Genomic DNA, 23,167 nt, shown 5'->3' with positions numbered 1-23,167 from the left:
TACGTCAGGCTCAGTCGTCCGGGTCGTAGCCGAGGTTCGGCGAGAGCCACTTCTCGGTCTCGACGACGCTCCACCCCTTGCGGGCGGCGTAGTCCTCGATCTGGTCGCGGCCGAGGCGGCCCACGACGAAGTACTGCGCCTCGGGGTGGCTGTAGTAGATGCCGGAGACCGAGGCACCGGGCCACATCGCCATCGACTCGGTGAGCTCCATGCCGGTGTTGGCCTGGACGTCGAGGAGCTCCCAGATGGTGCGCTTCTCGGTGTGGTCCGGGCAGGCGGGGTAACCGGGCGCGGGGCGGATGCCGGTGTACTTCTCGGCGATCAGGTCCTCGTTGGAGAGCTGCTCCTCCGGCACGTGTGCCCAGAACTCGGTGCGCACCCGCTGGTGCAGCCGCTCCGCGAACGCCTCGGCGAGCCGGTCGGCGAGCGCCTCGAGCAGGATCGCCGAGTAGTCGTCGAGCTCCTCCTTGAACGCCGTGATCCGCTCGGTGGTGCCGATCCCGGCCGTGACCGCGAAGGCACCGACCCAGTCGCCGCCACCCGGTGCGAGGTCGGCGCCGATCGGGGCGACGTAGTCAGCGAGCGACCGGTTGGGCACGCCCTCGCGGTGCTGTCCCTGCTGGCGCAGCTGGTGCAGCGTCGTGCGTACCACGGCCCGCGAGTCGTCCTCGTAGACGAGGACGTCCTCGCCGTTGCTGGCCGCCGGGAACAGGCCGTAGACGCCGTTGGCGGTGAGCCACTTCTCCTCGACCAGCCGGTCGAGCATGGCCTGCGCGTCGTCGTACAGCTTGCGGGCAGCCTCGCCGTGCGTGGGGCTGTTGAGGATGTCGGGGAACTTGCCCTTCATCTCCCAGGCGTTGAAGAACGGCTGCCAGTCGATGAAGTCGCGCAGCTCGGTGAGGTCGTAGTCGGCGAGGACGTGGACCCCGGGCGTGCGCGGCTGCGGCGGGGCGTAGCCGGTCCAGTCGATGGGCGACTTGTTGGCCTGCGCGTCCGCGAAGGACAGCTGCGGGCGCTCCGACTTCTGCGCGTGGCGGGCGCGGAGCGCGTCGTAGTCGGCCTGGGTGGCCTCCATCAGCTCGCCGCGCTGGCGCTCGTCGAGCAGGGCGGCGGCGGTCGGCACGGAGCGCGAGGCGTCCTTCACCCAGACGACGGGGCCGTCGTACTTCCGGTCGATCTTGACCGCCGTGTGCGCGCGCGAGGTCGTGGCGCCACCGATGAGCAGCGGGATCTCGAGGCCCAGGCGCTGCATCTCGGTGGCGAAGCCGACCATCTCGTCGAGGCTCGGCGTGATCAGGCCGGAGAGGCCGATGATGTCGGCACCGACCTCCTTGGCCGTGTCGAGGATCTTCTGCGCGGGCACCATCACGCCGAGGTCGATGACCTCGTAGTTGTTGCACGACAGCACGACGCCGACGATGTTCTTGCCGATGTCGTGGACGTCGCCCTTGACCGTCGCCAGGACGATCGTCCCGTTGGTGTCCTTCTGGGTGGCCAGCGCGGGGTTGCTCGCCTTCTCCTCCTCGATGAAGGGGATCAGGTAGGCCACGGCCTTCTTCATCACGCGGGCCGACTTCACGACCTGCGGGAGGAACATCTTGCCCGCGCCGAAGAGGTCGCCGACGACGTTCATGCCGTCCATCAGCGGGCCCTCGATGACCTCGATCGGACGCCCGCCGCGGGCGGCGATCTCCTGGCGCAGCTCCTCGGTGTCGGCCTCGACGAAGCCGTCGATGCCCTTGACCAGCGCGTGCGTGATCCGCTCCCCCACGGGCAGCGAACGCCACTCCTCCGCGGCCGCCTCGACCTTCTCACCCGTGCCGCGGTGCGCCTCGGCGAGCTCGAGCAGGCGCTCGGTCGCCGCCAGGGAGTCGTCGGTGCGGTTGAGGACGACGTCCTCGATCGCGTCACGCAGCTCCGGGTCGATCTCGCTGTAGGGCACCAGGGCACCGGCGTTGACGATGCCCATGTCGAGGCCGGCCTCGATGGCGTGGAACAGGAAGACGGCGTGGATCGCCTCGCGCACCGGGTTGTTGCCGCGGAAGCTGAAGCTCACGTTCGAGATGCCGCCGGAGACCTTCGCGCCGGGCAGGTTCTGCTTGATCCAGCGCGTCGCCTCGATGAAGTCGACGCCATAGGTGGCGTGCTCCTCGATGCCGGTCGCGACCGCGAAGACGTTGGGGTCGAAGATGATGTCCTCGGCCGGGAAGCCGACCTGGTCGACGAGGATCCGGTAGGCCCGCTCGCAGATCTGCTTGCGGCGCTCGAGGTTGTCGGCCTGGCCGTCCTCGTCGAAGGCCATCACGACCGCGGCCGCGCCGTACTTCTTGCAGAGCCGGGCCTGCTCGACGAACTTCTCCTCGCCCTCCTTCATGGAGATCGAGTTGACGATCGGCTTGCCCTGGACGCAGCGCAGGCCAGCCTCGATGACCTCCCACTTGGAGGAGTCGATCATCAGCGGGACCCGGCTGATGTCGGGCTCGCTGGCGATCAGCTTGACGAAGCGGTCCATCGCGGCGACGCCGTCGATCATGCCCTCGTCCATGTTGATGTCGATGACCTGGGCGCCGGCCTCGACCTGCTGCGCGGCGACGGACAGCGCGGTGTCGTAGTCGCCGTCCTTGATCAGGTTGCGGAAGCGCGCGGAGCCGGTGATGTTGGTGCGCTCCCCGACGTTGACGAACAGGCTGTCGTCGGTGATGGTGAACGGCTCGAGGCCCGAGAGGCGCATGGCCGGCTCGTTGACGACGGGCTCGCGCACGGCGCGGCCGTCCATCTGCTTCGCGATCTCCGCGATGTGCGCCGGCGTCGTGCCGCAGCAGCCGCCGACGATGTTGAGGAAGCCGGCGTCCGCGAACTCGACGAGCACCGCTGCCGTGTCCGTGGGCGCCTCGTCGTACTCGCCGAAGGCGTTGGGCAGCCCGGCGTTGGGGTACGCCGAGACGAACGAGTCCGCGAGCCGGGACAGCTCGGCGACGTACGGGCGCATCTCCTTGGCCCCGAGGGCGCAGTTGAGGCCGACGGCGAGTGGCTGGGCGTGGCGCACCGAGTCCCAGAAGGCCTCGGTGACCTGGCCCGACAGGGTGCGGCCGGACGCGTCGGTGATGGTGCCGGAGATGACGACCGGCCAGCGGCGGCCGGCCTCCTGGAACAGCGTCTCGACGGCGAAGATGGCCGCCTTCGCGTTCAGGGTGTCGAAGATGGTCTCGATGAACAGCAGGTCCGAACCGCCGTCGACCAGGCCTCGGGCGGCCTCCAGGTAGGCGTCGACGAGCTGCTCGTAGGACACGTTGCGCGCGCCGGGGTCGTTGACGTCGGGGCTGATCGAGGCCGTGCGCGTCGTGGGACCGAGCGCCCCGGCGACGTACCGCTTGCGGCCGGTCTCGGCGGCGACCTCGTCGGCGATGCGGCGGGCCAGGCGAGCCGACTCGAGGTTGAGCTCGTATGCCAGCGACTCCATGCCGTAGTCGGACAGCGAGACCGAGTTCGAGTTGAACGTGTTGGTCTCGATGATGTCGGCGCCGGCGTCGAGGTACTCGCGGTGGATGCCACCGATGATGGCCGGCTGCGTGATCGAGAGCAGGTCGTTGTTGCCCACGAGGTCCGAGGGCCACTCCTCGCGGCTGGCGAAGCGCTCGCCCCGGTAGCCGGCCTCGTCGGGCCGGTCCCGCTGGATGGCGGTGCCCATCGCGCCGTCGAGGATCACGATCCGCTCCCGCAGGAGCGCCGTGAGCTCGCCGGTCGCGTCAGGCTGCCACTGAGCGTCGTGCGACCTGTCGTGAGCCATCAACCCATCCTTCCAGTGAAATGGAAGGCGCCCTTGGTGTCCCGGCCGAGCGTGGCGGAGATCCCTGGACGGCCCTCCGTTGCAACGCCTCTCGGCTGTTGCACATGTTACTCGTGCTTCGCTGACTAGGCTGGCAGAGTGATGGAGATCGAGACGGTCACCGGTCTGGTGCGGCCCGTGGTCATCGCTGCGTTCGAGGGCTGGAACGACGCTGCCGAGTCGGCGACGGCCGTGGTGGACCACCTGATGAAGGCGTGGAACGCCCGGGTGGTGGCCGCGATCGACCCCGAGGAGTACTACGACTTCCAGGTCAACCGGCCCACCGTCGGCATCGACGAGAACGGCTTCCGCAAGCTGACCTGGCCCAGCACCCACGTCGCCGTCGCCTCACCCCCGAACCTCGACCGCGACGTCATCCTGATCCGCGGCATCGAGCCGAACATGCGCTGGCGGCAGTTCACGACCGAGCTGCTCGAGGTCATCGACGAGCTCGGTGGCGAGCTGCTGGTGACCCTCGGCGCACTGCTCTCGGACAGCCCGCACACCCGCCCGATCCCGGTGTCCGGCTCCTCGACCGAGCCCGACCTGCTGGACCGGCTCGACCTCGAGCAGTCGACCTACGAGGGCCCCACCGGCATCGTCGGCGTCCTCCAGGACGCGTGTACGACGGTCGACCTGCCCGCCGTGTCGTACTGGGCCGCCGTCCCGCACTACGTCGCGCAGCCGCCCTGCCCGAAGGCGACCCTGGCCCTGCTGAGCCGTCTCGACGACCTCTTCGACATCTCCCTGCCGCTCGGCGACCTCCCGGAGGAGGCGCGGGCGTGGGAGCGCGGTGTCGACGAGCTCGCCGAGGAGGACGAGGACATCGCCGACTACGTCCGTTCGCTGGAGGAGTCGCGCGACACCGCGGACCTCCCGGAGGCGTCGGGTGAGGCGATCGCGCGGGAGTTCGAGCGGTATCTCAAGCGGCGGCGCGACGACGACTGAGGCGCTGTCGGGGGTCCGGAATTGCTGCGGTTTGGTCCCAAACCGCAGGAATTCGGCTCCGGATGTTGCGGTTTGGGACCAAACCGCAACCGTCAGGCCGACCTCAGAGGCTGAGGCCGAGCGCAGCGTCGAGCACCGGCAGCAGCGTCACCGCAGCCTCGGCGTCGCTGGTGTCCGCCAGCCCGTCGGTCCCGAGCGTGGCCCGGACCCACCCGTCGACCGCGGCCGTGGCGCGCGGGGCATCCAGGTCGTCGGCGAGCGCCGCGAGGATCTCCTCCACGACCGGCGCGGCGGCGGCACCGGCACCCAGCGCGAGCGCCCGGCGCCAGTCGGCGAGGTCGTCGACGGCGGTCCACAGCTGGTCGTCGGTCCACTCCCAGTCGGTCCGGTAGTGGTGGCGCAGGAGGCTGAGCCGGATGGCCATCGGGTCGATGTCGCTGTTGCGCAGCGCTGAGACGAAGACGAGGTTGCCGAGCGACTTCGACATCTTCTCGCCGTCGTAGGCGACCATGCCGGCGTGCGAGTAGGCCTTCGCGAACGGCTCGCCCGTCGCGACCTGCACGTGGCCGGCGCACATCTCGTGGTGCGGGAAGACGAGGTCGCTGCCGCCGCCCTGGACGTCGAAGGCGCCGCCGAGCTCCTTCAGCGCGATCGCGGCGCACTCGATGTGCCAGCCCGGACGGCCCTTGCCCCACGGGCTGTCCCAGGACGGCTCGCCCTCGCGCTCGCCGCGCCACACGACGCAGTCCAGGGGGTCCTTCTTGCCGGCCCGGTCCGGGTCGCCGCCGCGCTCGCCGAAGAAGCGCAGCATGGTCTCGCGGTCGTAGCCCGACTCCTCACCGAACGCCGGGTCGGCGCTGACCGAGAAGTAGAGGTCGTCCTCGACCCGGTAGATCGCGCCGGCTGCCTCGAGGCGCTGGATCAGCTCGATGACGAGCGGGATCGACTCCACGGCACCGGTGTAGGCCACCGGCGGCAGCACCCGCAGCGCCTCCATGTCCTTGCGGAACAGCTCGGTCTCGCGCTCCGCCAGCTCGACCCAGTCGACGCCGACCTTCGTGGCGCGCTCCAGCAGCGGGTCGTCGACGTCGGTGACGTTCTGCACGAAGCGGACGTCGTGGCCCGCCGTGCGCCAGGCCCGGTTGAGCAGGTCGAAGGCGATGTAGGTGTTGGCGTGGCCGATGTGGGTGGCGTCGTACGGCGTGATGCCGCAGACGTAGAGGCGCGCCGTACCGCCCTCGGGCGAGGTCTCGACGGAGCCGCCCGTCGCGGTGTCGTGGAGGACGACGGGAGGACCGGTCACCGGCAGTACCGGGATCCCCGGGGCGTTCCATGCGCGCATGCCGACGATGCTAGTTGCTGGCGGTGAGACGGTGAGCCGGGAGGGTCCGGGTCGGGTCAGAACGGTGGCCAGGGAATCGGCGGCCAGCCGCCCTGCGGCCCGGGGAGCACGCCGGCGGCGAGCAGCCGTTCGGTACGACGCTCCAGGGCCGCGAGCTCGTGCTGGGCCAGGTGGAAGCCGAGCGCCTCCCCCAGCTCGCCCCGGACGGCGGCGAGCACGGTACGGACGGTCGCGGTCTCGTCGCCGGTCAGCGGCTTGCCCGCCCAGCCCCACAGGACGGTGCGGAGCTTGGGCTCGTGGTGGAACGCGATGCCGTGGTCCACGCCGTACCGGTGGCCTCCGGGCATCGCGAGCACGTGCCCGCCCTTGCGGTCGGCGTTGTTGACGAGGACGTCGAAGACGGCGAGGCGCCGCAGCTCGAGGGTGTCCTCGTGGACGAGGGTCACCGGGTGGTCGCGGTCGTCGAGGCCCTCGACGACCTCGAGCCAGCCCTCGGGCGTCGTACCGGATCGGACCAGGTCGACGGCGTCCTGGTCCGGGTCGACCTCACGCCACTCCTGGAGCATGCCGGGGCCGTGCGGTCCCTCGTCCCACCAGGTCCGGGGCACCAGGTCCCAGCCCGTCGCGGCAGAGACGAGGTACGCCGCCACCTCGCGGTCGGCCAGCGTGCCGTCCGGGAAGTCCCACAGCGGACGCTCGCCGGAGACCGGCTTGTAGACGACCTCGGTGCCGTCGAGGTCGGCCAGGAAGGTCGCATTCGAGGCCGGCATGATCCGGCCCTTGATCGTCAGCTCGGCCATGGGCGGCTCAGGGCTGGCGGCGCTTGAACCCGTTGGCGCGCACGCAGAGGTGGCCGTCGGGGTCGATCGGCTGGCCGCAGAACGGGCAGGACGGGCGGCCGGCACCGACGACGGCCTCGGCACGCTTCACGAACGCACGCGCCTGGCCGGGCTCGAGCCGGACCAGCAGCATCTCGGCCGGCTCCTCGCCGTCGGCGAGCTCGGCCGGCTCCTCCCCGACGGGGAACACCTCGATCACGACGCGCTCGTCACCGGGGTCCCACGACAGGGTCATCGTGCCGGCCCGGAACTCCTCCTCGATCGGCTGCGCCAACGGCGCGTCGTCGGCGAGGCCGAACGGCGCGATCGCGGGGATCACGCCCCGGGCGGTGCCGTCGGCGATCACCTCGTCGAGGAGCTCGTCCACCCGCTCCGACAGCGCCTCGACCTGCTGCTTCTCGAGGGCGACCGAGACCACGCGGTTGCCCTCGACGGCCTGGAGGAAGAACGTGCGGCTCCCGGGCTCGCCGACGGTGCCGGCGACGAAGCGCTCCGGCGGGTCGAATCCGTGGACGATCGGCATGCCGCCACCCTAGCGACGGGCGGCTAGGCCGGCCCGGCGCCTCCTCCGACGACCGCTCCCTTGGCCGTCGGCGGCTTGCGGAGCCAGGACAGGTCACCGTCGTGCGTGTTGCTCGCCAGGACGTAGGGCCGGTCGGCGGCGTACCGGATCACCGAGACCGACGCAGGGTCGACGTTGATCCGCTGGAACAGGTCGAGGTGCATCCCGAGCGCGTCGGCGAGCAGCGACTTGATGATGTCGCCGTGGCTGACCGCGACCCAGACCGCATCGGCGCCGTGCTCGGCGGTGACGGCGGCGTCGATGCGGCGTACGGCGGCCACCGCACGGTGCTGCATCGCCACCATCGACTCCCCGCCGGGGAACGTGACGGCCGACGGCTGCTGCTGCACGGTGCGCCACAGCGGCTCCTTGAGCAGCTTCTTGATCGGCTGGCCCTGCCAGTCGCCGTAGTCGCACTCCGCGAGCGCCTTCTCGGTCGTCGCGCGGGTGACGGTGTGACCGGCACCCCGCTGGCCGTCGGCGACCGCCTTCGCGGTCTGCTTGCAGCGCTCCTGCGGGCTGGTCACGAGGCGCGCGATCGGCACCGCCGCGATCCGTGCGCCCGTACGCGCCGCCTGCTCGGTGCCGGTGTCGTCGAGGAGCACCCCCGGCGTACGACCGGCGAGCACACCGGAGGCGTTGGCGGTGGTCCGACCGTGGCGGACCAGCAGCAGCGTTGCCATGGCGGCGAGCCTAGAGCAGGCGCGGTCGCCCGCACGCTTACCGTGGTGCTGTGATCGTCGACAGCGCCGTCTACCGCCACGGGGTCCGCCTCCCGGTCGACTGCTACCCGCACGACTACGCCGCGCTCCGCGAGGCCGCCAGCCGTGACCACGACTTCGTCTGGGTCGGGCTCTACGAGCCCAGCCACATCGAGCTGTCCGAGATCGCCCAGGCCTTCGAGCTCCACCCGCTCGCGGTCGAGGACGCGGTCGTCGCGCACCAGCGACCCAAGCTCGAGAAGTACGACAACAGCCTGTTCCTCGTCCTCAAGACACTCTGGTACGTCGACGAGGACGACGCTGTCGAGACCGGCGAGATCAACGTCTTCATCGGCCCCGACTTCGTGATCACGGTGCGTCACGGCCGCGGCTCGGCCCTCAGCAACGCCCGCCACGACCTCGAGCAGAAGCAGGCCGTCCTCGACCACGGCCCCTCCGCCGTCGTGTACGCCGTCTGCGACGCGGTCGTGGACGGCTACACCTCCGTCGTGGCCGAGCTGCAGACCGACGTCGACGAGGTCGAGACCTCGGTCTTCTCCGAGGAGCGGACCAACGACGGCAACCGCATCTACATCCTCAAGCGCGAGCTGTCCGAGGTACGCCGTGCCGTGCTCCCCCTGCGCGAGCCGATGCGCCGCTTCGCCACCGGGTCCGTCGACCTGATCGAGGCCGAGGCCGGGCCGTTCTTCCGTGACGTCAGCGACCACCTCTCGCAGGCCGCCGACGAGATCGACACCCTCGACGGCCTCCTGTCGACGGCCTTCGACGCCCACCTGGCCCGGATCGCCGTCCAGCAGAACGACGACATGCGCAAGATCTCCGCGGGGGCCGCGCTGGTCGTCGTACCCACGCTGATCGCGGGGATCTACGGCATGAACTTCACGCACATGCCCGAGCTGGACTGGACCTTCGGGTACCCATTCGCGTTGTTGCTGATGATCGGGACGGCGGGCGGGTTGTGGGTGCTGTTCAAGAAGTCGGGGTGGTTCTAGCCGCGCCGGAGTTGTTGCGGTTTGGGACCAAACCGCAACATCCAGGGCCCGCGAGCTGCAGTTCCTGCCCGATCGGCGGGGTCGTTCAGGCGGTGAGGACGCCGGCTGCGAGCAGCGCCAGCACCCCGCCGCCGAGCAGCACCCGGTAGACCACGAACGGCGTGTAGGACTTGGTGGAGACGTAACGCAGCAGCCAGGCGATGGCGGCGTACCCGACGACGAAGGACACGACCGTCGCGGTGATGGTCGGGCCCCAGCCGTAGTCGGCCTCGCCGGCGTGCGCCTGCCCGACGTTGCCGATCTCCTTGAGCTCGAAGACCCCGGCGCCGACGACGGCGGGGATGGCGAGCAGGAAGGCGAAGCGGGTGGCGGCCTCGCGGTCGTAGCCGAGGAAGCGGCCCATCGAGAGGGTGGCGCCCGAGCGGGAGACGCCCGGGACGAGGGCCAGGGCCTGCGCGCCACCCATCAGGGCGGCGTCGCGCAGGGTCATCTGCTTGATGACCTTGTCGGTGCGCCCGACGCGGTCCGCGATGCCCAGGACGATGCCGAGCACGATCAGGGTGCAGCCGATCAGCCACAGGTTGCGGAAGTGCTCCTCGATGACGTCCTTGAGCAGGACGCCGAGGATCACGATCGGCAGCGACCCGATGATGATGAACCAGCCCATCCGGGCGTCGAGCGCGCCGCGGTACTCCGGCTTGAAGAGCGACAGCACCCAGGCGCGGGCGATGCGCCAGATGTCCTTGCGGAAGTAGATGAGCACCGCGAGCTCGGTGCCGATCTGGATGACCGCGGTGAACGCGGCGCCGGCGTCGCCCCAGCCGAACAGCTCGGGGAAGATCCGCAGGTGCGCGCTGCTGGAGATCGGCAGGAACTCCGTCAGGCCCTGGAGGATGCCGAGGAACACTGCCTGAAGGTAGTCCGCCACGGGAGAGCATCCTAGGCAGAGGCTGGTTGTCGTCCGCGCATCGGCGTGGCCGGACCGGTTCGCTGCGGTGGGGCGGCTACCTTTTCCTCCATGCAGCAGCGGTACGTCGGAGCGAGCGGCCTCCAGGTGTCGCGGCTGGCCCTGGGCACGATGACCTGGGGCAAGGACACCGACGAGCACGAGGCGCGCGACCAGCTCACCGCCTTCGTCGAGGCCGGAGGTACGACGCTCGACACCGCCGCCGGCTACACCGACGGCCGCTCGGAGGAGCTCATCGGCGCGCTGCTCGGCGACGTGGTCCGCCGCGACGAGGTGGTCCTCGCGACGAAGGCCGGCATCTGGCGCCGCGGCGGCGAGCGGGTCACCGACACCTCGCGCGGCGCCCTCCTGCGGGGCCTCGACACCTCCCTCAAGCGGCTCGGCACCGACCACGTCGACCTGTGGCAGGTGCACATCTGGACCGACCAGGTGCCGCTCGAGGAGACGCTGGGAGCGCTCGACCACGCGGTCAGCAGCGGCCGGGCGTCGTACGTCGGCATCTCGAACTACACCGGCTGGCAGACCGCGCGCGCCGTCACGCTGCAGGAGGCGGCGCCGGGGCGGGCGCCGATCGTGTCCACGCAGGTGGAGTACTCACTGGTCAACCGCCGGATCGAGCGCGAGGTGCTGCCCGCGGTCGAGGCGCTCGGGCTCGGCGTCTTCCCGTGGTCGCCGCTGGGGCGGGGTGTGCTGACCGGCAAGTACCGCACCGGCACCCCGTCCGACTCCCGCGCCGCGTCGCCGGTCTTCTCCGGTTTCGTCGAGGCCTACCTCGACGATCACAGCCGCGGCATCGTCGAGGCGGTCTGCCGGGCTGCCGACGGCCTCGGCTGGACGCCGCTCGAGGTGGCGCTGGTCTGGGTGCGCGACTCCCCCGGCGTCACCGCGCCGGTCGTCGGCGCGCGCACCGCCGCCCAGCTCAAGGTCGCGCTCGGGAGCGAGGAGAAGGTCCTGCCCGCGGAGATCCGCGGCGCACTCGACGATGTGTCAGGAGGTGCGGCATGACGGTCTCGATGCTGCGGCCGGGCGTGATGCGCGGCCTGGGGCGCGGGGTGGAGTGGGAGTTCGAGCGGGTGACCTTCGACCGGGAGTTCTCCCGCAACATGGTCGCGAAGCTGCTCGTCGAGCGCGCCGAGCACGGTGGCTGGGAGCTCGACCGGGTGCAGATCGGTCCGGACGGCAAGCGGCGGGTCGTGCTGCGGCGGAAGATCATCCGGGCGGTTCGTACCGCCTGAAAGTGTTGCGGTTTGGGACCAAACCGCAGCAATTCCGGACCCGCTCAGACCTGGTCGAGGAACCGGTCCATCACCCGGGCCCCGAACTCCAGCGACTCCACCGGCACCCGCTCGTCGACCCCGTGGAAGAGCGCGGTGAAGTCGAGGTCCTCGGGCAGTCGCAGCGGCGCGAAGCCGTAGGAGCGCATGCCGAGCTTGGTGAAGTGCTTGGCGTCGGTGCCGCCGCTCATCAGGTACGGCGCCACCAGGGCGTCGGGGTCCTCGGCGAGGAGGCTGCGGGTCATCGCGTCGACCAGCGCGCCGTCGTACGGCATCTCCCACGGCGGCTGGTTGGAGACGTAGTCGATCTCGATGCCCTCGCCGGTCAGCTCGGCCAGGGTGGTGAAGAACTCGTCCTCGAAGCCGGGCAGGAAGCGGCCGTCGACATGGGCGGTGGCCTCGGTCGGGATGACGTTGACCTTGTAGCCGGCGCCGAGCATGGTCGGGTTGGTCGAGTTGCGCAGGACCGCGCCGAGCATGCGGGCCGCTCCCCCGAACTCCTCGACCAGCGCGGGCGCGTTCTCGGGGGTGGCCTCGGTGCCGACGAGCTCGGCGACCGCGGCCAGGAGGGTCTGCATGGTGGGCGTCAGCCGGACCGGCCACTCGTGGGCACCGAGCCGGGCGACCGCGGACGCGAGCCGGGTGACGGCGTTGTCGTCGTTGATCATCGAGCCGTGGCCGGCGCGGCCGCGGGCGGTGAGCCGCATCCAGGCCATGCCCTTCTCGGCAGCCTCGATGAGGTAGAGCCGTCGGCCGCGGACGGTGGTGCTGAAGCCGCCGACCTCGCCGACGGCCTCGGTGCAGCCCTCGAACCAGTCCGCGTGGTGCTTCACGAGCAGCTCGGCGCCCTGGTGGCCGCCGGCCTCCTCGTCGGCGGTGAAGCAGAGGACGACCGGCCGCTCGGGGACCCGCCCGGACCGCTGGCGGGCCCGGACGACCGACAGCAGCATCGCGTCGAAGTCCTTCATGTCGACCGCGCCGCGCCCCCACACGTAGCCGCCGTCGACCTCGCCGCTGAACGGGTCGACCTGCCAGTCCTCCGCAGCAGCGGGTACGACGTCGAGGTGGCCGTGCAGCAGGAGGGCGTCCTGCCGCCCGGACGCGCCGGTGCCGCCCCAGCGGGCGAGCACGTTGGCCCGTCCGGGGGCGGTCTCGATGACCTCGGCGGCGATGCCGACCTCGTCGAGGAGGCCGGCGACGTGCTCGGCGGCCTTGCGCTCGCCGGGCCCCTCCTCGCTGCCGTAGTTGCTGGTGTCGATCCGGATCAGCTCGCGGCACAGGTCGACGACCTCGGTGGATTCGGCCATGTCGCCATCGTTGCACGCCGCACGGCACTAGCCTCCGAACGTGGCTCCCCCGACCTGGAAGCGCTACCGGCCCGACCCGACGCCCGGCGGCGAGCCGGAGCCGGGCACGCCCACGTCGCCGCGGATCAAGGCCTACCAGCCACCGAAGCAGCCGAAGCCGGTCCGCTCCCTCGAGGAGCGCACGGTACGCCGCCGCGGCTGGAAGCTCCCCGCGGCCGGTGCGGTGGTGCTGGGCCTGGTGGTGTGGGGCGTGGTGGCGATCTTCCGCGGCGTCACGGCTCCCGACGAGCCGCAGACGGTCGAGGGCTACGCGGCGATGCTGGACGACCTGCAGGAGGAGACCGGTGGCACCCAGGCGTTCCGTGCGGTGCTCTACCCCGGCTACGCCGTCGTCGACGTGCCCTACGCGGACGACGAGCGGTCGTTGTCCTACTACTGGGACGGTGGGCTGGACGATCCCTCGAAGGGAACCAGCACCGAGACGCCCTTCGACCTCTCCGCGCTCGAGCCGGCGGACTTCGCCGGCATGTGCGAGGCCGTGCGCAGGACCGTCGAGGACCCGGAGACCTGCTACCTGATCCTGGAGAGGCCCGACGAGCCGGCCGGGGGCTGGATCTCGGCCTACACGAGCAACGAGTTCGGCCAGTCGTCGTACATCGTCTTCGACCTCGACGGCACCGAGGTCAGTCGCTACCCAGCCGAATGACGGGCAGGCGGTAGGCACCCGGGGCGGATTCCGGCACCACGGGCCGCAGCGGCGCGACCGGCTGGACGCGCTCGTAGGCACCACCGAGGGCTGGACGGGGGTCGGCATCGCCGCGGTTCGGCCACATCGCGACCGCGCGCTCGGCCATCGCCGTGATGGTGAGCGACGGGTTCAGGCCGAGGTTGGCAGCCACGGCCGACCCGTCGATGACGTGGAGGCCGTCGTACCCGTGCAGGCGGTGGTAGGGGTCGATCACCCCGTCGGTGGGCGACTCCCCGATCGGGCAGCCGCCGATCAGGTGGCCCGTCGCCGGGATGTTCACGAGGTCCGCCCAGGTGCCGCCGGGGATGCCGTCGACCTCTTCGCCGACGCGCCGGGCGACCTCGTGGCCCTGCGGGATCCAGACCGGGTTGGCCTCGCCGGTGCCCTGGCGGGTGGTGAGGGTCCGGCCCCACGGCCGCCTGCGGAGGTACGTCGTCAGGGAGTTGTCGAGGCTCTGCATGACCAGCAGCACGATGGTCTGCTCGGACCAGTGGCGCGGGTCGTGCAGGTGCGGCAGGTCGCGCCGCTGGCGCCACATCTCGCGCAGGCCGGCCACCAGCCGGGAGCGCCCGTCCGGCGGCGCGTCGGTCAGGGTCGCCATCAACAGGCCGAGCAGGTTGCTCCCGCGGCCGTAGCGGACCGGCTCGACGTGGGTGTGGTCGTCGACGTGGATCGACGACGTGATCGCGACGCCCTGCGAGTAGTCGACCTCGTCGCCGCGGGCCCGCACACCGAGGATCGCCTCGGAGTTGGTCCGGGTCAGCTCGCCGAGCCGCGGCGAGATCGCGGGCAGGCTGCCGCCGTCACGGAGCCGGTGCAGCAGGCGCTGCGTGCCCAGCGACGCGGCGCTGAACACGACCTGGTCGGCCGTGAACGTGCGTCGGCCGCGGCGGACCTTGCCCTCGGTGCGACGCGTCGTGACGTCGTACCCACCTCCGGGGCGGGGCCGGACGTCCGTCACCGTCGTCATCGGGTGCACGACCGCGCCCGCGCGTTCGGCGAGGTGCAGGTAGTTCTTCACGGTCGTGTTCTTCGCGCCGACGCGACAGCCGGTCATGCAGGCGCCGCAGTCGGTGCAGGTCGTGCGCGCCGGTCCGGCGCCGCCGAAGAACGGGTCGTCGACCCGCTCCCCCGGTCGCTCGCCGAAGAGCACGCCGACGTCCGTCGGCCCGAACGTGTCGCCCACCCCGAGGTCGTCGGCGACCGCCTTCATCACGTGGTCCGACGGCGACATCCGTGGGTACGACGTCACGCCGAGCATGCGCCGCGCCTGGTCGTAGTAGGGCGCGAGCTCGTCGGCCCAGTCGGTGATCCCGGCCCAGTGCGGGTCGTCGAAGAACGCCCGCGGCGGCTCGTAGAGGGTGTTGGCGTAGACCAGGGAACCGCCGCCCACCCCCGCTCCGGTGAGCACGAGGACGTCCTTCAGGAGGGTCATCCGGAGCAGCCCGTAGCAGCCGAGCGCCGGGTTGAAGACGTAGTCGCGGACCTTCCACGACGAGGTCGGCAGCTCGTCGTCGGCGAAGCGGCGGCCGGACTCGAGGACACCGACCCGGTAGCCCTTCTCGGACAGCCGGAGCGCGGTCACGCTGCCGCCGAAGCCCGAGCCGACGACCAGCACGTCGTAGTGGGTCATCGCGCCGCCACCGCCACGGTCTCGAAGTCGCTCGGGTCGAACGCGGAGGTCCGCTGCTGGTACTCCGCCACGGTGCCCGGCCAGTTCGTCGTGATCCGGCCGCCGGGCTCGCGGTACCAGCTCGTGCAGGAGCTCCACACGCTGCTGTCGAGACGACGCTGCATCTCCTCGTCGTACGCCGCCGCCCGGTCGGCACGCACGACCAGCGGCGCCCGGCGCGCGGCGGTCTCGAGGACCGCCCGGACGACGTACCCGGCCTGCGCCTCGAGCATCCCGATGATCGAGCTGCCGCCGAGGTTGGTGTTCGGGCCGTAGAGCACGTAGAAACCGGGGAAGTCGGGCACGGTGATCCCCAGGTGGGCGCGTGCCCCGCCCGCCCACGCCTCGGCCAGGCGACGTCCGCCGCGGCCGGTGATCTCCATCGGCGCGAGGAACTCGGTGGCGGCGAAGCCGGTGCCGAGGATGACCACGTCCAGCTCGTGCAGCGTGCCGTCCGCGGTGCGGATCCCGCCCGGCTCGACGCCGGCGACGCCGTCGGTCACGACGTCGACGTGGGGCTGGGCGAGCGTCGGGTACCAGTCGTTGGAGAACAGCAGCCGCTTGCAGCCCAGCGGGTAGTCCGGCACGAGCTTCGCGCGCAGGCCGTCGTCCTTGACGTGTCGGCGCAGGTTGAGCTGCCACGCCTTCTCGAGGACGACGGCGAGCCGGCCGTCCGAGTCGAGGGTCCTGTTGAGCTGCTCGGAGAGGTGGAAGACGCCGCGGCGGGTGAGGTGATGCAGTCGCGGGTGGTGGGCGAAGCGGCGCTGCTGGCGGGTGCTGTAGGCGCCGTCCGGCTTCGGGACGACGTACGGCGCCGAGCGCTGGAACACCGTCAGTGAGGCCACCTGACCAGCGATCGCCGGGACGAACTGGATCGCGCTGGCGCCGGTGCCGATGACGCCGACCCGCTTGCCCGTGAGGTCGACGTCGTGGTCCCAGGTCGCGGAGTGGAAGACCGGTCCGTCGAAGTCGTCGAGGCCGGGGATGCGCGGCACGGCCGGTCGGGAGAGCTGGCCGACCGCGGAGACGAGCACGTCGGAGGTGAGCTCCTCCCCGGTCGCGAGGGTGACGGTCCAGCGGGCCGTCGCGTCGTCCCACGCCGCCCCCGTGACCTCGGCGCCGGTCCGGACCAGGTCGCGCAGCCCGCTGCGGGCGGCGTGGTCGCGGATGTAGTCGAGGATCTCCGGCTGGCGGGCGTAGCGGTGCGACCAGTCGGACTTGCGGGCGAAGGACCACGAGTAGAGCACCGACGGCACGTCGCAGGCGGCGCCCGGGTAGGTGTTGTCGCGCCACACGCCGCCCACGTCGTCGGAGCGCTCGAGGAGGGTGATGTCGGTGATGCCGGCCGCGCGCAGGTGGTGGGCGACGGCGAGGCCGCCGAACCCGGCGCCGATCACGATGACACGAGGGGACGTGGGCTGCTCCATGGCAGGACTCTAGGAATCGCCGACGCGGGGATCGAGCGCCCAACGGCCAGAGGATCCATAATTCCGGACATGTTCGAGCCGCCGGTGACCCGCTCCTGGGACTTCCCGCGGCAGGTCGCCGGCACCGCGCTGCTCGTGGCGGCCGGCGCCGATGCCGGGGTCGCGCCGTCGGCGCTGCTGGACGGCAGCGGTCTCGGTCCCCGCGACCTGGCCGACCACCGGCGTGAGGTCACCGCCCAGCAGGAGCTCCGGGTGGTGCGCAACCTGCTCGCCGCGGCGCCCTCGATGACGGGGGTCCGCGTCGGCACCCGCTACCACGCCTCGACCTTCGGACCGCTCGGCTTCGCCCTGATGAGCAGCGCGACGCTCGGCGACGCGGCCAACCTGACCTTCCGCTTCCTCGACCTGAGCTTCACCTTCTGCGTGCCGACGGCCGGCACCGACGGCGACCAGGTCGTCATCGGTGTCGACGACGGAGGCCTGCCGGCGGACGTGCGGGGGTTCCTCGTGGAGCGCGACCTCACGGCGGTCTGGACCGTGCTGCGCGAGATCGCTGGCGGGGCGCCGCTGCTCACCTCGCTGACCCTGCCGTTCGCACCGGGCGAGTCCGGTGCCCTCCGGTCGGCGTTCGGGACCACTCCCTCGCCCGGGGACGGTCGGGCGGAGCTGCGCCTGGACGCCGCCTGGTTCGACCTGCCGCTCCCCCAGGCCAACCCCCACGCGTTCGCGATGGCCGAGGCGCTGTGCCGCGAGCTCGTGGCCAGCCGCCGCAGCCGGACCGGCGTGGTGGAGGAGGTCCGGGTCCTCGTCGCGCAACGGCTCGCCGACGGCGCCCCCATGGGCGCGGTCGCGGCGGTCCTCGGGCTCAGCGAGCGCTCACTCCGGCGCCACCTGACCGAGGCCGGGACGTCGTACCGCACCCTGCTGGACGAGGTACGCCGCAGCGCCGCCGAGGAGCTCCTCGCCCGTCCCGGCCTGAGCGTCGACGACGTCGCGCGGGAGCTGGGCTACGCGGAGGCGACCAGCTTCGGGGCGGCGTACCGGCGCTGGACGGGTCGCTCGCCGCGCGCCGGACGCACACGACCCGGCCGGTGAGGGTCAGGCGGCCGGGTCGGTGACGTCCGCGACCGTCGCGCCCAGCGCCGACACCAGGTCGGCGGCCTCCACGGTCAGCGCGACGCCGTGCGCCCCGCCGCCGATCGAGACCCGGCCCGCGACCCGCTCGTCGGCGATGACCGGCAGGGGCGCGAGCGAGCCCAGCGGCGTGATCGTTCCGCGCACGTAGCCGGTGACCTCGCGGGCCGCGTCCGCCGACGGCATCGAGAGCCGGTTGACGCCGAGCAGGGCGCGCAGCTTCGGCCAGGCGATCTCCCGGTCGCCGGGCACCAGCACGAACCGGTGGTCGCCCTCGGCCACCCGGACGACCATCGTCTTCACGATCTGCCGGGGCTCGACGCCGCGCGCCGCCGCGGCCTCCGCCAGCGAGCGCACCGGGCCGTGCCGGGTCTCGGTGAAGGTGAGGCCCAGGGCCTCGGCGGCCGCGATCGCGCGGGCTGACTGGTCCGTGGGGTCGTCCACGCCAGCAGCCTACGGGCGCCTCCTCGCCTCAGCGCACGGTGAACGAGGTGGTGGAGCTGGAGGCGGCGTAGGTGTTGTTCTGCAGGAAGACCATCCGGATCCGGTGCGTCCCACGGCTGAGGCCGCGCAGGGTGATCGCGCGTCGGCCACCGTCGATGTAGGAGCGGGTGAGCAGGCGCGAGCCGTCGTAGATCCGGACGTTGCCGTAGACCTGCGTCTGGTCGGCCTTGAAGAGGTCCGACCAGGCGTAGGAGACGGCGGTCAGGCGCAGCTGCCCCTTGGCCGGCGAGGTCCCGCGCAGGATCGACCGGGTGGCCCAGCGCACGGGCGGGACGACGCCCCCCACCTTGGCGACGGATCCCCACCGGCGGTCGATCGCGAGCACGTCGTTGGGCGCCGGGAACTGGTGGTAGGCCATGACCAGCAGCGTCACCGGCTTGCCGACGTCGGCAGGACGGGTGCGATAGGTCAGTCCCGTCTCACCGGCGATGTCGCGCATCTCGGAGGTGCCGACACGACCACGTCGCCACTGCGGCTCGACGTCCCAGTCGGAGGTCCAGGACCCGAGGGAGGCGGTCAGCAGCTGGCCGACGAGCGGCTTGCCGCTGATCACCGGCGTCCGCATCTGCCAGAGGATGAAGTTGGTGACGCCGGAGGAGCGCTCCTCGACGACATTGCCGTCCTCGACCGCACGGACCCGGACCTTGAGCCGGTGGTGGTGGTCGTCGGCCGTCATCGTGTAGGTGCTGTCCGTCGCCCCGGGGATCGCCTCGAAGCTGGACGGGGTGTTGTCGATGTCGCCGCGCAGCCACTGGTAGCGCAGCACCGTCCCTGCCGGTGGGGTGCCGTTGATGCCGACCGAGAAGTGGTAGCCGACGACCGGCCCGGCGTAGAGGTCCTCGTGGAGGAACACCACCGACCAGGTCGCCGCGGAGCTGGGGGCAGCGGTCGACAGCAGGCCCGCCACGAGGCCGGCGGCCGCGAGGAGGGCCAGGAGCCCGGTACGGAGACGCGTCATCACGCGTCGACGGTAACCGGAGAGCGGCCCAGGGCTGGTGTCAACGGCGGGCCCGCGGGACTTCGTCCCGGCAAGTCGAACCGGTCAGCCTTCCTTGGGCCGGCACGCGGCGTCGTACACGCCACCGGCGCGGGTGCGGAGGCGCTCGAAGTAGGCGAGGAAGCGGGCGTGCATCGGCCGGCTGCGGATGCCGAGCACCGCCTCGTCGGACGCCATGCCGTCGGTGGTCCAGTTGTCCGAGCCCACCCAGGTCCAGTACCGCCGCCGGCCGCCGGAGAGCCACGACGCCGACATGTCCTTGGAGTGCGTGTACGTGCCGTCGCGGAAGCAGCCGGCGTACACCGCGACCCCGCCGCTGCGCATCGTCGCGCGGACCTCGGGCGCCACCGTGGGACCGGCGACGAGCACCACCCGCGCCCCACGCCGCGCCATCGAGGCCAGCCGGTCGGCGATCCACAGCGCACGGGTGTCCCACATCGAGTACATCGCGATCCGGATGACGGTGCCGTCGCCGACCGGGATGCCCGCCAGGCGCCGCATCACCGGGTCACCGGCCGGCGTCCGTGCAGTGAGCGGCGAGAAGTACGCCGACCAGCCCGGACCACGGAAGGTCCGCAACCGAGGCGCCGCGTCGTGCATCCGCACCTGTGCGGCCCACACGCTCGCGAAGGCGTCGTACACGCCCTCGTCGACCCACTGCCACATCAGCGAGTGGGCGCGGGAGTCGGCGAGGTCGCTGGCGTTGTACGACCCGGTGACGGTGACGAACCGGGCCCCGCCAACCCGGCTGAACCGCCACGTCTTCTGGTGCATCGCGCCGCGGCTGGCACGCGTCGAGCCCGCGGTGAAGCGGACCCACGAGCGATCGGTCGAACGCCTGTCGAGGATCCGGCCGAGGGCGGTCCCCTCCTGGTGGTCCTCGCGGGTGTGCGCCTCGAAGACCGCCCGCACCTCGACGCCCCGGCGGAACGCGTCGACGAGCGCCGCCTCCAGCGCCGGTGAGCCGAGGAAGTAGGTCATCACCTCGATGCTCTCGCCGGGCGGCACGTTGTCGATCAGGCGGACCAGCTGGTCGGTGATCCGGTGCGGCGCCCGCACCGGGTCGCTGGCGATCAGCGTCGACCGCGGCGTGAACGTGTACGCCGCCCCGTCGGCTGCGCGATCGGTCGCGGACGCGGCCACGGTGGTCACGGCCGGCGGTGGAGCCGGCGGTGCGTCGTCATCGGTGAACGCCGAGAGCACCGGGGCCGCGACGAGCAGCAGGGCGACCAGGAGGGTGCGGACGGGACGGACGGGGTGGACCGGGCGGAGTGGACGCATGTCACCTCGGAGCGGGGTGCCGGCAGGGCGGCCTTCGTCGGGCGAGGTCCACGCTGCCCGGTCCCGGCCTACGCCAGGCTGCTCCGAGGTGACAGTGGGTGGTCAGGAAGCGGAACCCTCACGACCAGGCGCGCACGTAGTCCACCGTCATCGTGGCCGGCAGGGGCGTCCCGTCGACCAGCGTGTTGCCGGTCTGCGAGCCGAGGGCCTGGGTCAGCGCCATGATGTAGCGCTTCTTGAAGGCGTCGTTGCCGGAGGTGTTCACCAGGCAGGACCGCCCGTTCACGAAGACCTCGACCCGCTCGGGTGACCACTCGAGGGTGTAGGTGTTGAACTCGCCGCGGGGTGCGGTGCAGCTCCACGTCGTGTTGGCGTCGCTGCCGGTGAGGATCCCGCCGACCGTGTCGAGGGCGGTGTGCAGGTAGGGCACGACGAGGTCGGCGAACTTCGAGTAGGTCTCGGCGATGTCGATCTCACCGTTGGCCGGCCATTCCTGCTGGCCCTCGGGATACCGGTCGTCGGGCCACAGCCAGAAGGCCTCGTGCAGGCCGGGGCTCGTCGTCGCGGTGGTCTTCACCCGCGCCTCGAAGCGGCCGTACTGCTGCGACCACCGGTGGGCCGTCGTGACCATGCCGGAGGTGTACGGCGTCACCAGGCCGCCCTGGCCCTCGCAGGCCCGCCGCTCGCCCTTGCGGACCGTCAGGTGCAGCGCACCGTCGGACACGGCGACGTTGTCGGGTGAGTCGACGTAGCAGGCGACGCTGTCCTCGTGGCCGCTGGCGAAGATGGTCTGCACGTTCCACTTCGCCCGGTCGAGCGTCGTCCCGACGAAGTCGTCGGCGAAGGTGCAGCTCCACGGCGTGCCGTCCGCCTTGAGGACCGTCTCGCCGCAGGCTCCCGCCGCGGGCACCGGGCTGGTGTCGACCGACCAGGTGGCGGTGGCGGTGCTCGCCTGCTGCGTCGCGCTCGGGCGGTAGCGGACCTTGACCCCGAGGGCCCCGCCCACGCGGCTGCCGAGGGCGACCGTCGTACGACCGTCGGTCAGCGTGTGCGTGGTCTGCGCCCGGCCGTCGACCCAGAGGTCCACCGGGTTGGTGGTCGCGCTCCCGTTCGCGGCGACGACCTTGATCGTCGCCGTGCCGTCGGGCAGCACGCTCAGGGTGGTCGTCGTCGCCACCTGGTCGGCCGTCGTGACCGACCACGGCAGGCTCGCCTGGCTCGCGCCGCTGGTGCTGCTCGGGCGGTAGCGGACGGTGACGCGGTGGTCGCCGCCCGGCTGGGGCCCGAGGTCGAAGGTCGCCTGGCCGTTCGTCAGGGTGTACGCCCGCTGCCACGTGCTGTCGATCCACAGGTCGACGGGGTTGGCGAGTGACGCGGACGCGCCCCCGTCGGCGGTGACCTTGATGGTCCCGGTGCCGTCGGCGTTGAGGTCCAGGGTGGTCGTCGTGGGCACCTGCACCGTGCCCGGCGCCGTCCACATCAGCGACGCCTGGCTGGCTCCGGTCGTGGTGCTCGGTCGGTAGCGGACGGTGATCCGGTGGTCACCGAGTGCCTGGGTACCGAGGTTGACGGCCGCCTGCCCGTTGGTGAGCGTGTACGCCTTCTGCCAGGTGCTGTCGACCCACAGGTCGACCGGGTTCGTCGGCGTCGAGCCGCTGGCGGCCGTCACCTTGATCGTGCCCGTGCCGTCGGCGTTGAGCTGGAGCGTCGTGGTCGTGGGGACCTGCACGGTGCCGGGCGCGGTCCACGGGACGGTCACCTGGCTGGTGCCGCTGGTGGTGCTGGGCCGGTAGCGCACGGTGACCTTGTGGTCGCCCACCGCCTGGGTGCCCAGGTTGACCGCGGCCTGGCCGTTGGTCAGCGTGTACGCCTTCTGCCAGGTGCTGTCGACCCACAGGTCGACCGGGTTCGAGGGCGTCGGGCGGCTGGCCGCGATCACCTTGATCGTGCCGGTGCCGTTGGCGTTGAGCTGGAGCGTGGTGGTCGTGGGGACCTGCACGGTGCCGGGGGCGGTCCACGGAACGGTGACCTGGCTGGCCCCGCTGGTGCTGCTCGGACGGTGCCGGACGGTGACCTTGTGGTCGCCCGCGGTCTGGGTGCCCAGGTTGACCGCGGCCTGGCCGTTGGTCAGCGTGTACGCCTTCTGCCAAGTGCTGTCGACCCACAGGTCGACCGGGTTCGAGGGCGTCGGTCCGCTGGCCGCGGTCACCTTGATCGTGCCCGTGCCGTCGGCGTTGAGCTGCAGCGTCGTGGTGGTCGGGACCTGCACCGTCCCCGGTGCCGTCCACATGATCGACGCCTGGCTGGCCGCGTGGGTCGCGCTGTTGCGGTAGCGGACGGTGATCCGGTGGTCACCGGGCGTCTGCGCCCCGACGTCGATCGCGGCCCGGCCATCGGCGAGCGTGAACGTCTGCAACCAGGTGGTGTCGACCCACAGGTCGACCGGGTTCACCGGTGCCGAGCCGTCGGCGGCGTCGACCCGGACCGTCCCGGTGCCGTCGGCGTTCATCGTCAGCGTCGTCGTGGTGGCCACCGGGTCGACGGCAAGAGCCGGTCCCGAACCGGCCAACCCGGCAACGACGGTCAACAGCCCCACGACGACGATGGCCGAACGGCCAAGCGATC

The 23,167-nt window shown here is 71.7% G+C and carries 19 protein-coding genes; 6 read left to right on the top strand and 13 right to left on the bottom strand.

Annotated features, from left to right (window positions below):
- Positions 1-10: 10 nt before the first annotated feature.
- Positions 11-3,787, bottom strand: a complete 3,777-nt coding sequence (gene metH, locus AC2YHB_RS06890; protein WP_179651308.1) for a methionine synthase — start codon at positions 3,785-3,787, stop codon at positions 11-13.
- Between the two features lie 141 nt (positions 3,788-3,928).
- Between metH and AC2YHB_RS06885 the strand changes: the two genes are divergently transcribed.
- A complete protein-coding gene (locus tag AC2YHB_RS06885; RefSeq protein ID WP_218865313.1) occupies positions 3,929-4,774 on the top strand; it encodes a PAC2 family protein in 846 nt (281 codons plus the stop codon).
- Positions 4,775-4,877: 103 nt separating this feature from the next.
- On the opposite strand, the gene mshC is transcribed toward AC2YHB_RS06885, so the two are convergent.
- The 4 genes from mshC to AC2YHB_RS06865 are packed head-to-tail and all read right to left on the bottom strand — an operon-like array spanning position 4,878 to position 8,200.
- Positions 4,878-6,116 (bottom strand): cysteine--1-D-myo-inosityl 2-amino-2-deoxy-alpha-D-glucopyranoside ligase, encoded by a 1,239-nt coding sequence (mshC, locus tag AC2YHB_RS06880; protein ID WP_179651310.1) that lies wholly within the window; start codon positions 6,114-6,116, stop codon positions 4,878-4,880.
- A 56-nt stretch (positions 6,117-6,172) separates the two neighbouring features.
- Positions 6,173-6,916 (bottom strand): SCO1664 family protein, encoded by a 744-nt coding sequence (locus AC2YHB_RS06875; protein ID WP_179651312.1) that lies wholly within the window; start codon positions 6,914-6,916, stop codon positions 6,173-6,175.
- A 7-nt stretch (positions 6,917-6,923) separates the two neighbouring features.
- The gene (locus tag AC2YHB_RS06870; protein ID WP_036545774.1) at positions 6,924-7,478 is read right to left on the bottom strand and encodes a DUF3090 domain-containing protein; all 555 of its coding nucleotides are present in this window, start codon (positions 7,476-7,478) and stop codon (positions 6,924-6,926) included.
- 23 nt (positions 7,479-7,501) lie between these two features.
- A complete protein-coding gene (locus AC2YHB_RS06865; RefSeq protein WP_179651314.1) occupies positions 7,502-8,200 on the bottom strand; it encodes a histidine phosphatase family protein in 699 nt (232 codons plus the stop codon).
- A 50-nt stretch (positions 8,201-8,250) separates the two neighbouring features.
- Here AC2YHB_RS06865 and corA point away from each other — a divergent pair, with 50 nt between their 5' ends.
- The gene (gene corA / locus AC2YHB_RS06860) at positions 8,251-9,231 is read left to right on the top strand and encodes a magnesium/cobalt transporter CorA (RefSeq protein WP_036545779.1); all 981 of its coding nucleotides are present in this window, start codon (positions 8,251-8,253) and stop codon (positions 9,229-9,231) included.
- An 85-nt stretch (positions 9,232-9,316) separates the two neighbouring features.
- On the opposite strand, the gene AC2YHB_RS06855 is transcribed toward corA, so the two are convergent.
- Positions 9,317-10,159: an undecaprenyl-diphosphate phosphatase gene (locus AC2YHB_RS06855; protein ID WP_179651316.1), complete on the bottom strand. Its 843-nt coding sequence runs from the start codon at positions 10,157-10,159 to the stop codon at positions 9,317-9,319.
- 90 nt (positions 10,160-10,249) lie between these two features.
- On the opposite strand from AC2YHB_RS06855, the gene AC2YHB_RS06850 reads away from it, so the two are divergent.
- Positions 10,250-11,203 (top strand): aldo/keto reductase, encoded by a 954-nt coding sequence (locus AC2YHB_RS06850; RefSeq protein WP_179651318.1) that lies wholly within the window; start codon positions 10,250-10,252, stop codon positions 11,201-11,203.
- On the top strand, positions 11,200-11,433 hold the full coding sequence (locus AC2YHB_RS06845) for a DUF5703 family protein (RefSeq protein WP_051932284.1): 234 nt from the start codon (positions 11,200-11,202) through the stop codon (positions 11,431-11,433). The genes AC2YHB_RS06850 and AC2YHB_RS06845 overlap by 4 nt, the downstream gene beginning before the upstream one ends.
- A gap of 44 nt (positions 11,434-11,477) precedes the next feature.
- Here AC2YHB_RS06845 and AC2YHB_RS06840 read toward each other — a convergent pair whose 3' ends face one another.
- Positions 11,478-12,779, bottom strand: coding sequence for a M20/M25/M40 family metallo-hydrolase (locus AC2YHB_RS06840; RefSeq protein WP_179651320.1), 1,302 nt, complete (start codon positions 12,777-12,779; stop codon positions 11,478-11,480).
- Positions 12,780-12,819: 40 nt separating this feature from the next.
- Here AC2YHB_RS06840 and AC2YHB_RS06835 point away from each other — a divergent pair, with 40 nt between their 5' ends.
- On the top strand, positions 12,820-13,485 hold the full coding sequence (locus AC2YHB_RS06835) for a hypothetical protein (protein ID WP_179651322.1): 666 nt from the start codon (positions 12,820-12,822) through the stop codon (positions 13,483-13,485).
- Here AC2YHB_RS06835 and AC2YHB_RS06830 read toward each other — a convergent pair.
- Positions 13,463-15,160 (bottom strand): GMC oxidoreductase, encoded by a 1,698-nt coding sequence (locus AC2YHB_RS06830; protein ID WP_487353692.1) that lies wholly within the window; start codon positions 15,158-15,160, stop codon positions 13,463-13,465. The two genes, AC2YHB_RS06835 and AC2YHB_RS06830, sit on opposite strands and share 23 nt — an antisense overlap.
- The gene (locus AC2YHB_RS06825; RefSeq protein WP_487353691.1) at positions 15,157-16,626 is read right to left on the bottom strand and encodes a flavin-containing monooxygenase; all 1,470 of its coding nucleotides are present in this window, start codon (positions 16,624-16,626) and stop codon (positions 15,157-15,159) included. The genes AC2YHB_RS06830 and AC2YHB_RS06825 overlap by 4 nt, the downstream gene beginning before the upstream one ends.
- A gap of 69 nt (positions 16,627-16,695) precedes the next feature.
- On the opposite strand from AC2YHB_RS06825, the gene AC2YHB_RS06820 reads away from it, so the two are divergent.
- Positions 16,696-17,721, top strand: coding sequence for an AraC family transcriptional regulator (locus AC2YHB_RS06820; RefSeq protein ID WP_487353690.1), 1,026 nt, complete (start codon positions 16,696-16,698; stop codon positions 17,719-17,721).
- A gap of 3 nt (positions 17,722-17,724) precedes the next feature.
- Here the strand turns inward: AC2YHB_RS06820 and AC2YHB_RS06815 are convergent, their stop codons facing one another.
- The 4 genes from AC2YHB_RS06815 to AC2YHB_RS06800 all read right to left on the bottom strand — a co-directional run bounded on the left by AC2YHB_RS06815 (position 17,725) and on the right by AC2YHB_RS06800 (position 23,075).
- Complete coding sequence (locus AC2YHB_RS06815) at positions 17,725-18,204, bottom strand: aminoacyl-tRNA deacylase (protein WP_487353689.1); 480 nt, start codon at positions 18,202-18,204, stop codon at positions 17,725-17,727.
- A 28-nt stretch (positions 18,205-18,232) separates the two neighbouring features.
- Positions 18,233-19,225, bottom strand: a complete 993-nt coding sequence (locus AC2YHB_RS06810) for a hypothetical protein (protein WP_487353688.1) — start codon at positions 19,223-19,225, stop codon at positions 18,233-18,235.
- Between the two features lie 81 nt (positions 19,226-19,306).
- Positions 19,307-20,542, bottom strand: a complete 1,236-nt coding sequence (locus AC2YHB_RS06805) for a phospholipase D-like domain-containing protein (RefSeq protein WP_487353687.1) — start codon at positions 20,540-20,542, stop codon at positions 19,307-19,309.
- 118 nt (positions 20,543-20,660) lie between these two features.
- A complete protein-coding gene (locus AC2YHB_RS06800; protein ID WP_487353686.1) occupies positions 20,661-23,075 on the bottom strand; it encodes a family 16 glycosylhydrolase in 2,415 nt (804 codons plus the stop codon).
- Positions 23,076-23,167: the final 92 nt, after the last annotated feature.

Source organism: Nocardioides sp. SRI_004, assembly GCF_057586415.1.
The sequence above is the reverse complement of the archived record's forward strand: the minus strand, read 5'-3'. Positions and strand labels throughout refer to the sequence as shown.

Excerpts from the sequence above, each read along its gene's own strand:
- AC2YHB_RS06875 (WP_179651312.1), bottom strand. The coding sequence starts at position 6,916 with ATGGCCGAGCTGACGATCAAGGGCCGGATCATGCCGGCCTCGAATGCG.
- AC2YHB_RS06885 (WP_218865313.1), top strand. The coding sequence starts at position 3,929 with ATGGAGATCGAGACGGTCACCGGTCTGGTGCGGCCCGTGGTCATCGCT.
- AC2YHB_RS06820 (WP_487353690.1), top strand. The coding sequence starts at position 16,696 with ATGTTCGAGCCGCCGGTGACCCGCTCCTGGGACTTCCCGCGGCAGGTC.
- AC2YHB_RS06830 (WP_487353692.1), bottom strand. The coding sequence starts at position 15,160 with ATGACCCACTACGACGTGCTGGTCGTCGGCTCGGGCTTCGGCGGCAGC.
- metH (WP_179651308.1), bottom strand. The coding sequence starts at position 3,787 with ATGGCTCACGACAGGTCGCACGACGCTCAGTGGCAGCCTGACGCGACC.
- AC2YHB_RS06825 (WP_487353691.1), bottom strand. The coding sequence starts at position 16,626 with ATGGAGCAGCCCACGTCCCCTCGTGTCATCGTGATCGGCGCCGGGTTC.
- AC2YHB_RS06840 (WP_179651320.1), bottom strand. The coding sequence starts at position 12,779 with ATGGCCGAATCCACCGAGGTCGTCGACCTGTGCCGCGAGCTGATCCGG.
- AC2YHB_RS06870 (WP_036545774.1), bottom strand. The coding sequence starts at position 7,478 with ATGCCGATCGTCCACGGATTCGACCCGCCGGAGCGCTTCGTCGCCGGC.
- mshC (WP_179651310.1), bottom strand. The coding sequence starts at position 6,116 with ATGCGCGCATGGAACGCCCCGGGGATCCCGGTACTGCCGGTGACCGGT.
- AC2YHB_RS06865 (WP_179651314.1), bottom strand. The coding sequence starts at position 8,200 with ATGGCAACGCTGCTGCTGGTCCGCCACGGTCGGACCACCGCCAACGCC.
- AC2YHB_RS06850 (WP_179651318.1), top strand. The coding sequence starts at position 10,250 with ATGCAGCAGCGGTACGTCGGAGCGAGCGGCCTCCAGGTGTCGCGGCTG.
- AC2YHB_RS06845 (WP_051932284.1), top strand. The coding sequence starts at position 11,200 with ATGACGGTCTCGATGCTGCGGCCGGGCGTGATGCGCGGCCTGGGGCGC.
- AC2YHB_RS06805 (WP_487353687.1), bottom strand. The coding sequence starts at position 20,542 with ATGCGTCCACTCCGCCCGGTCCACCCCGTCCGTCCCGTCCGCACCCTC.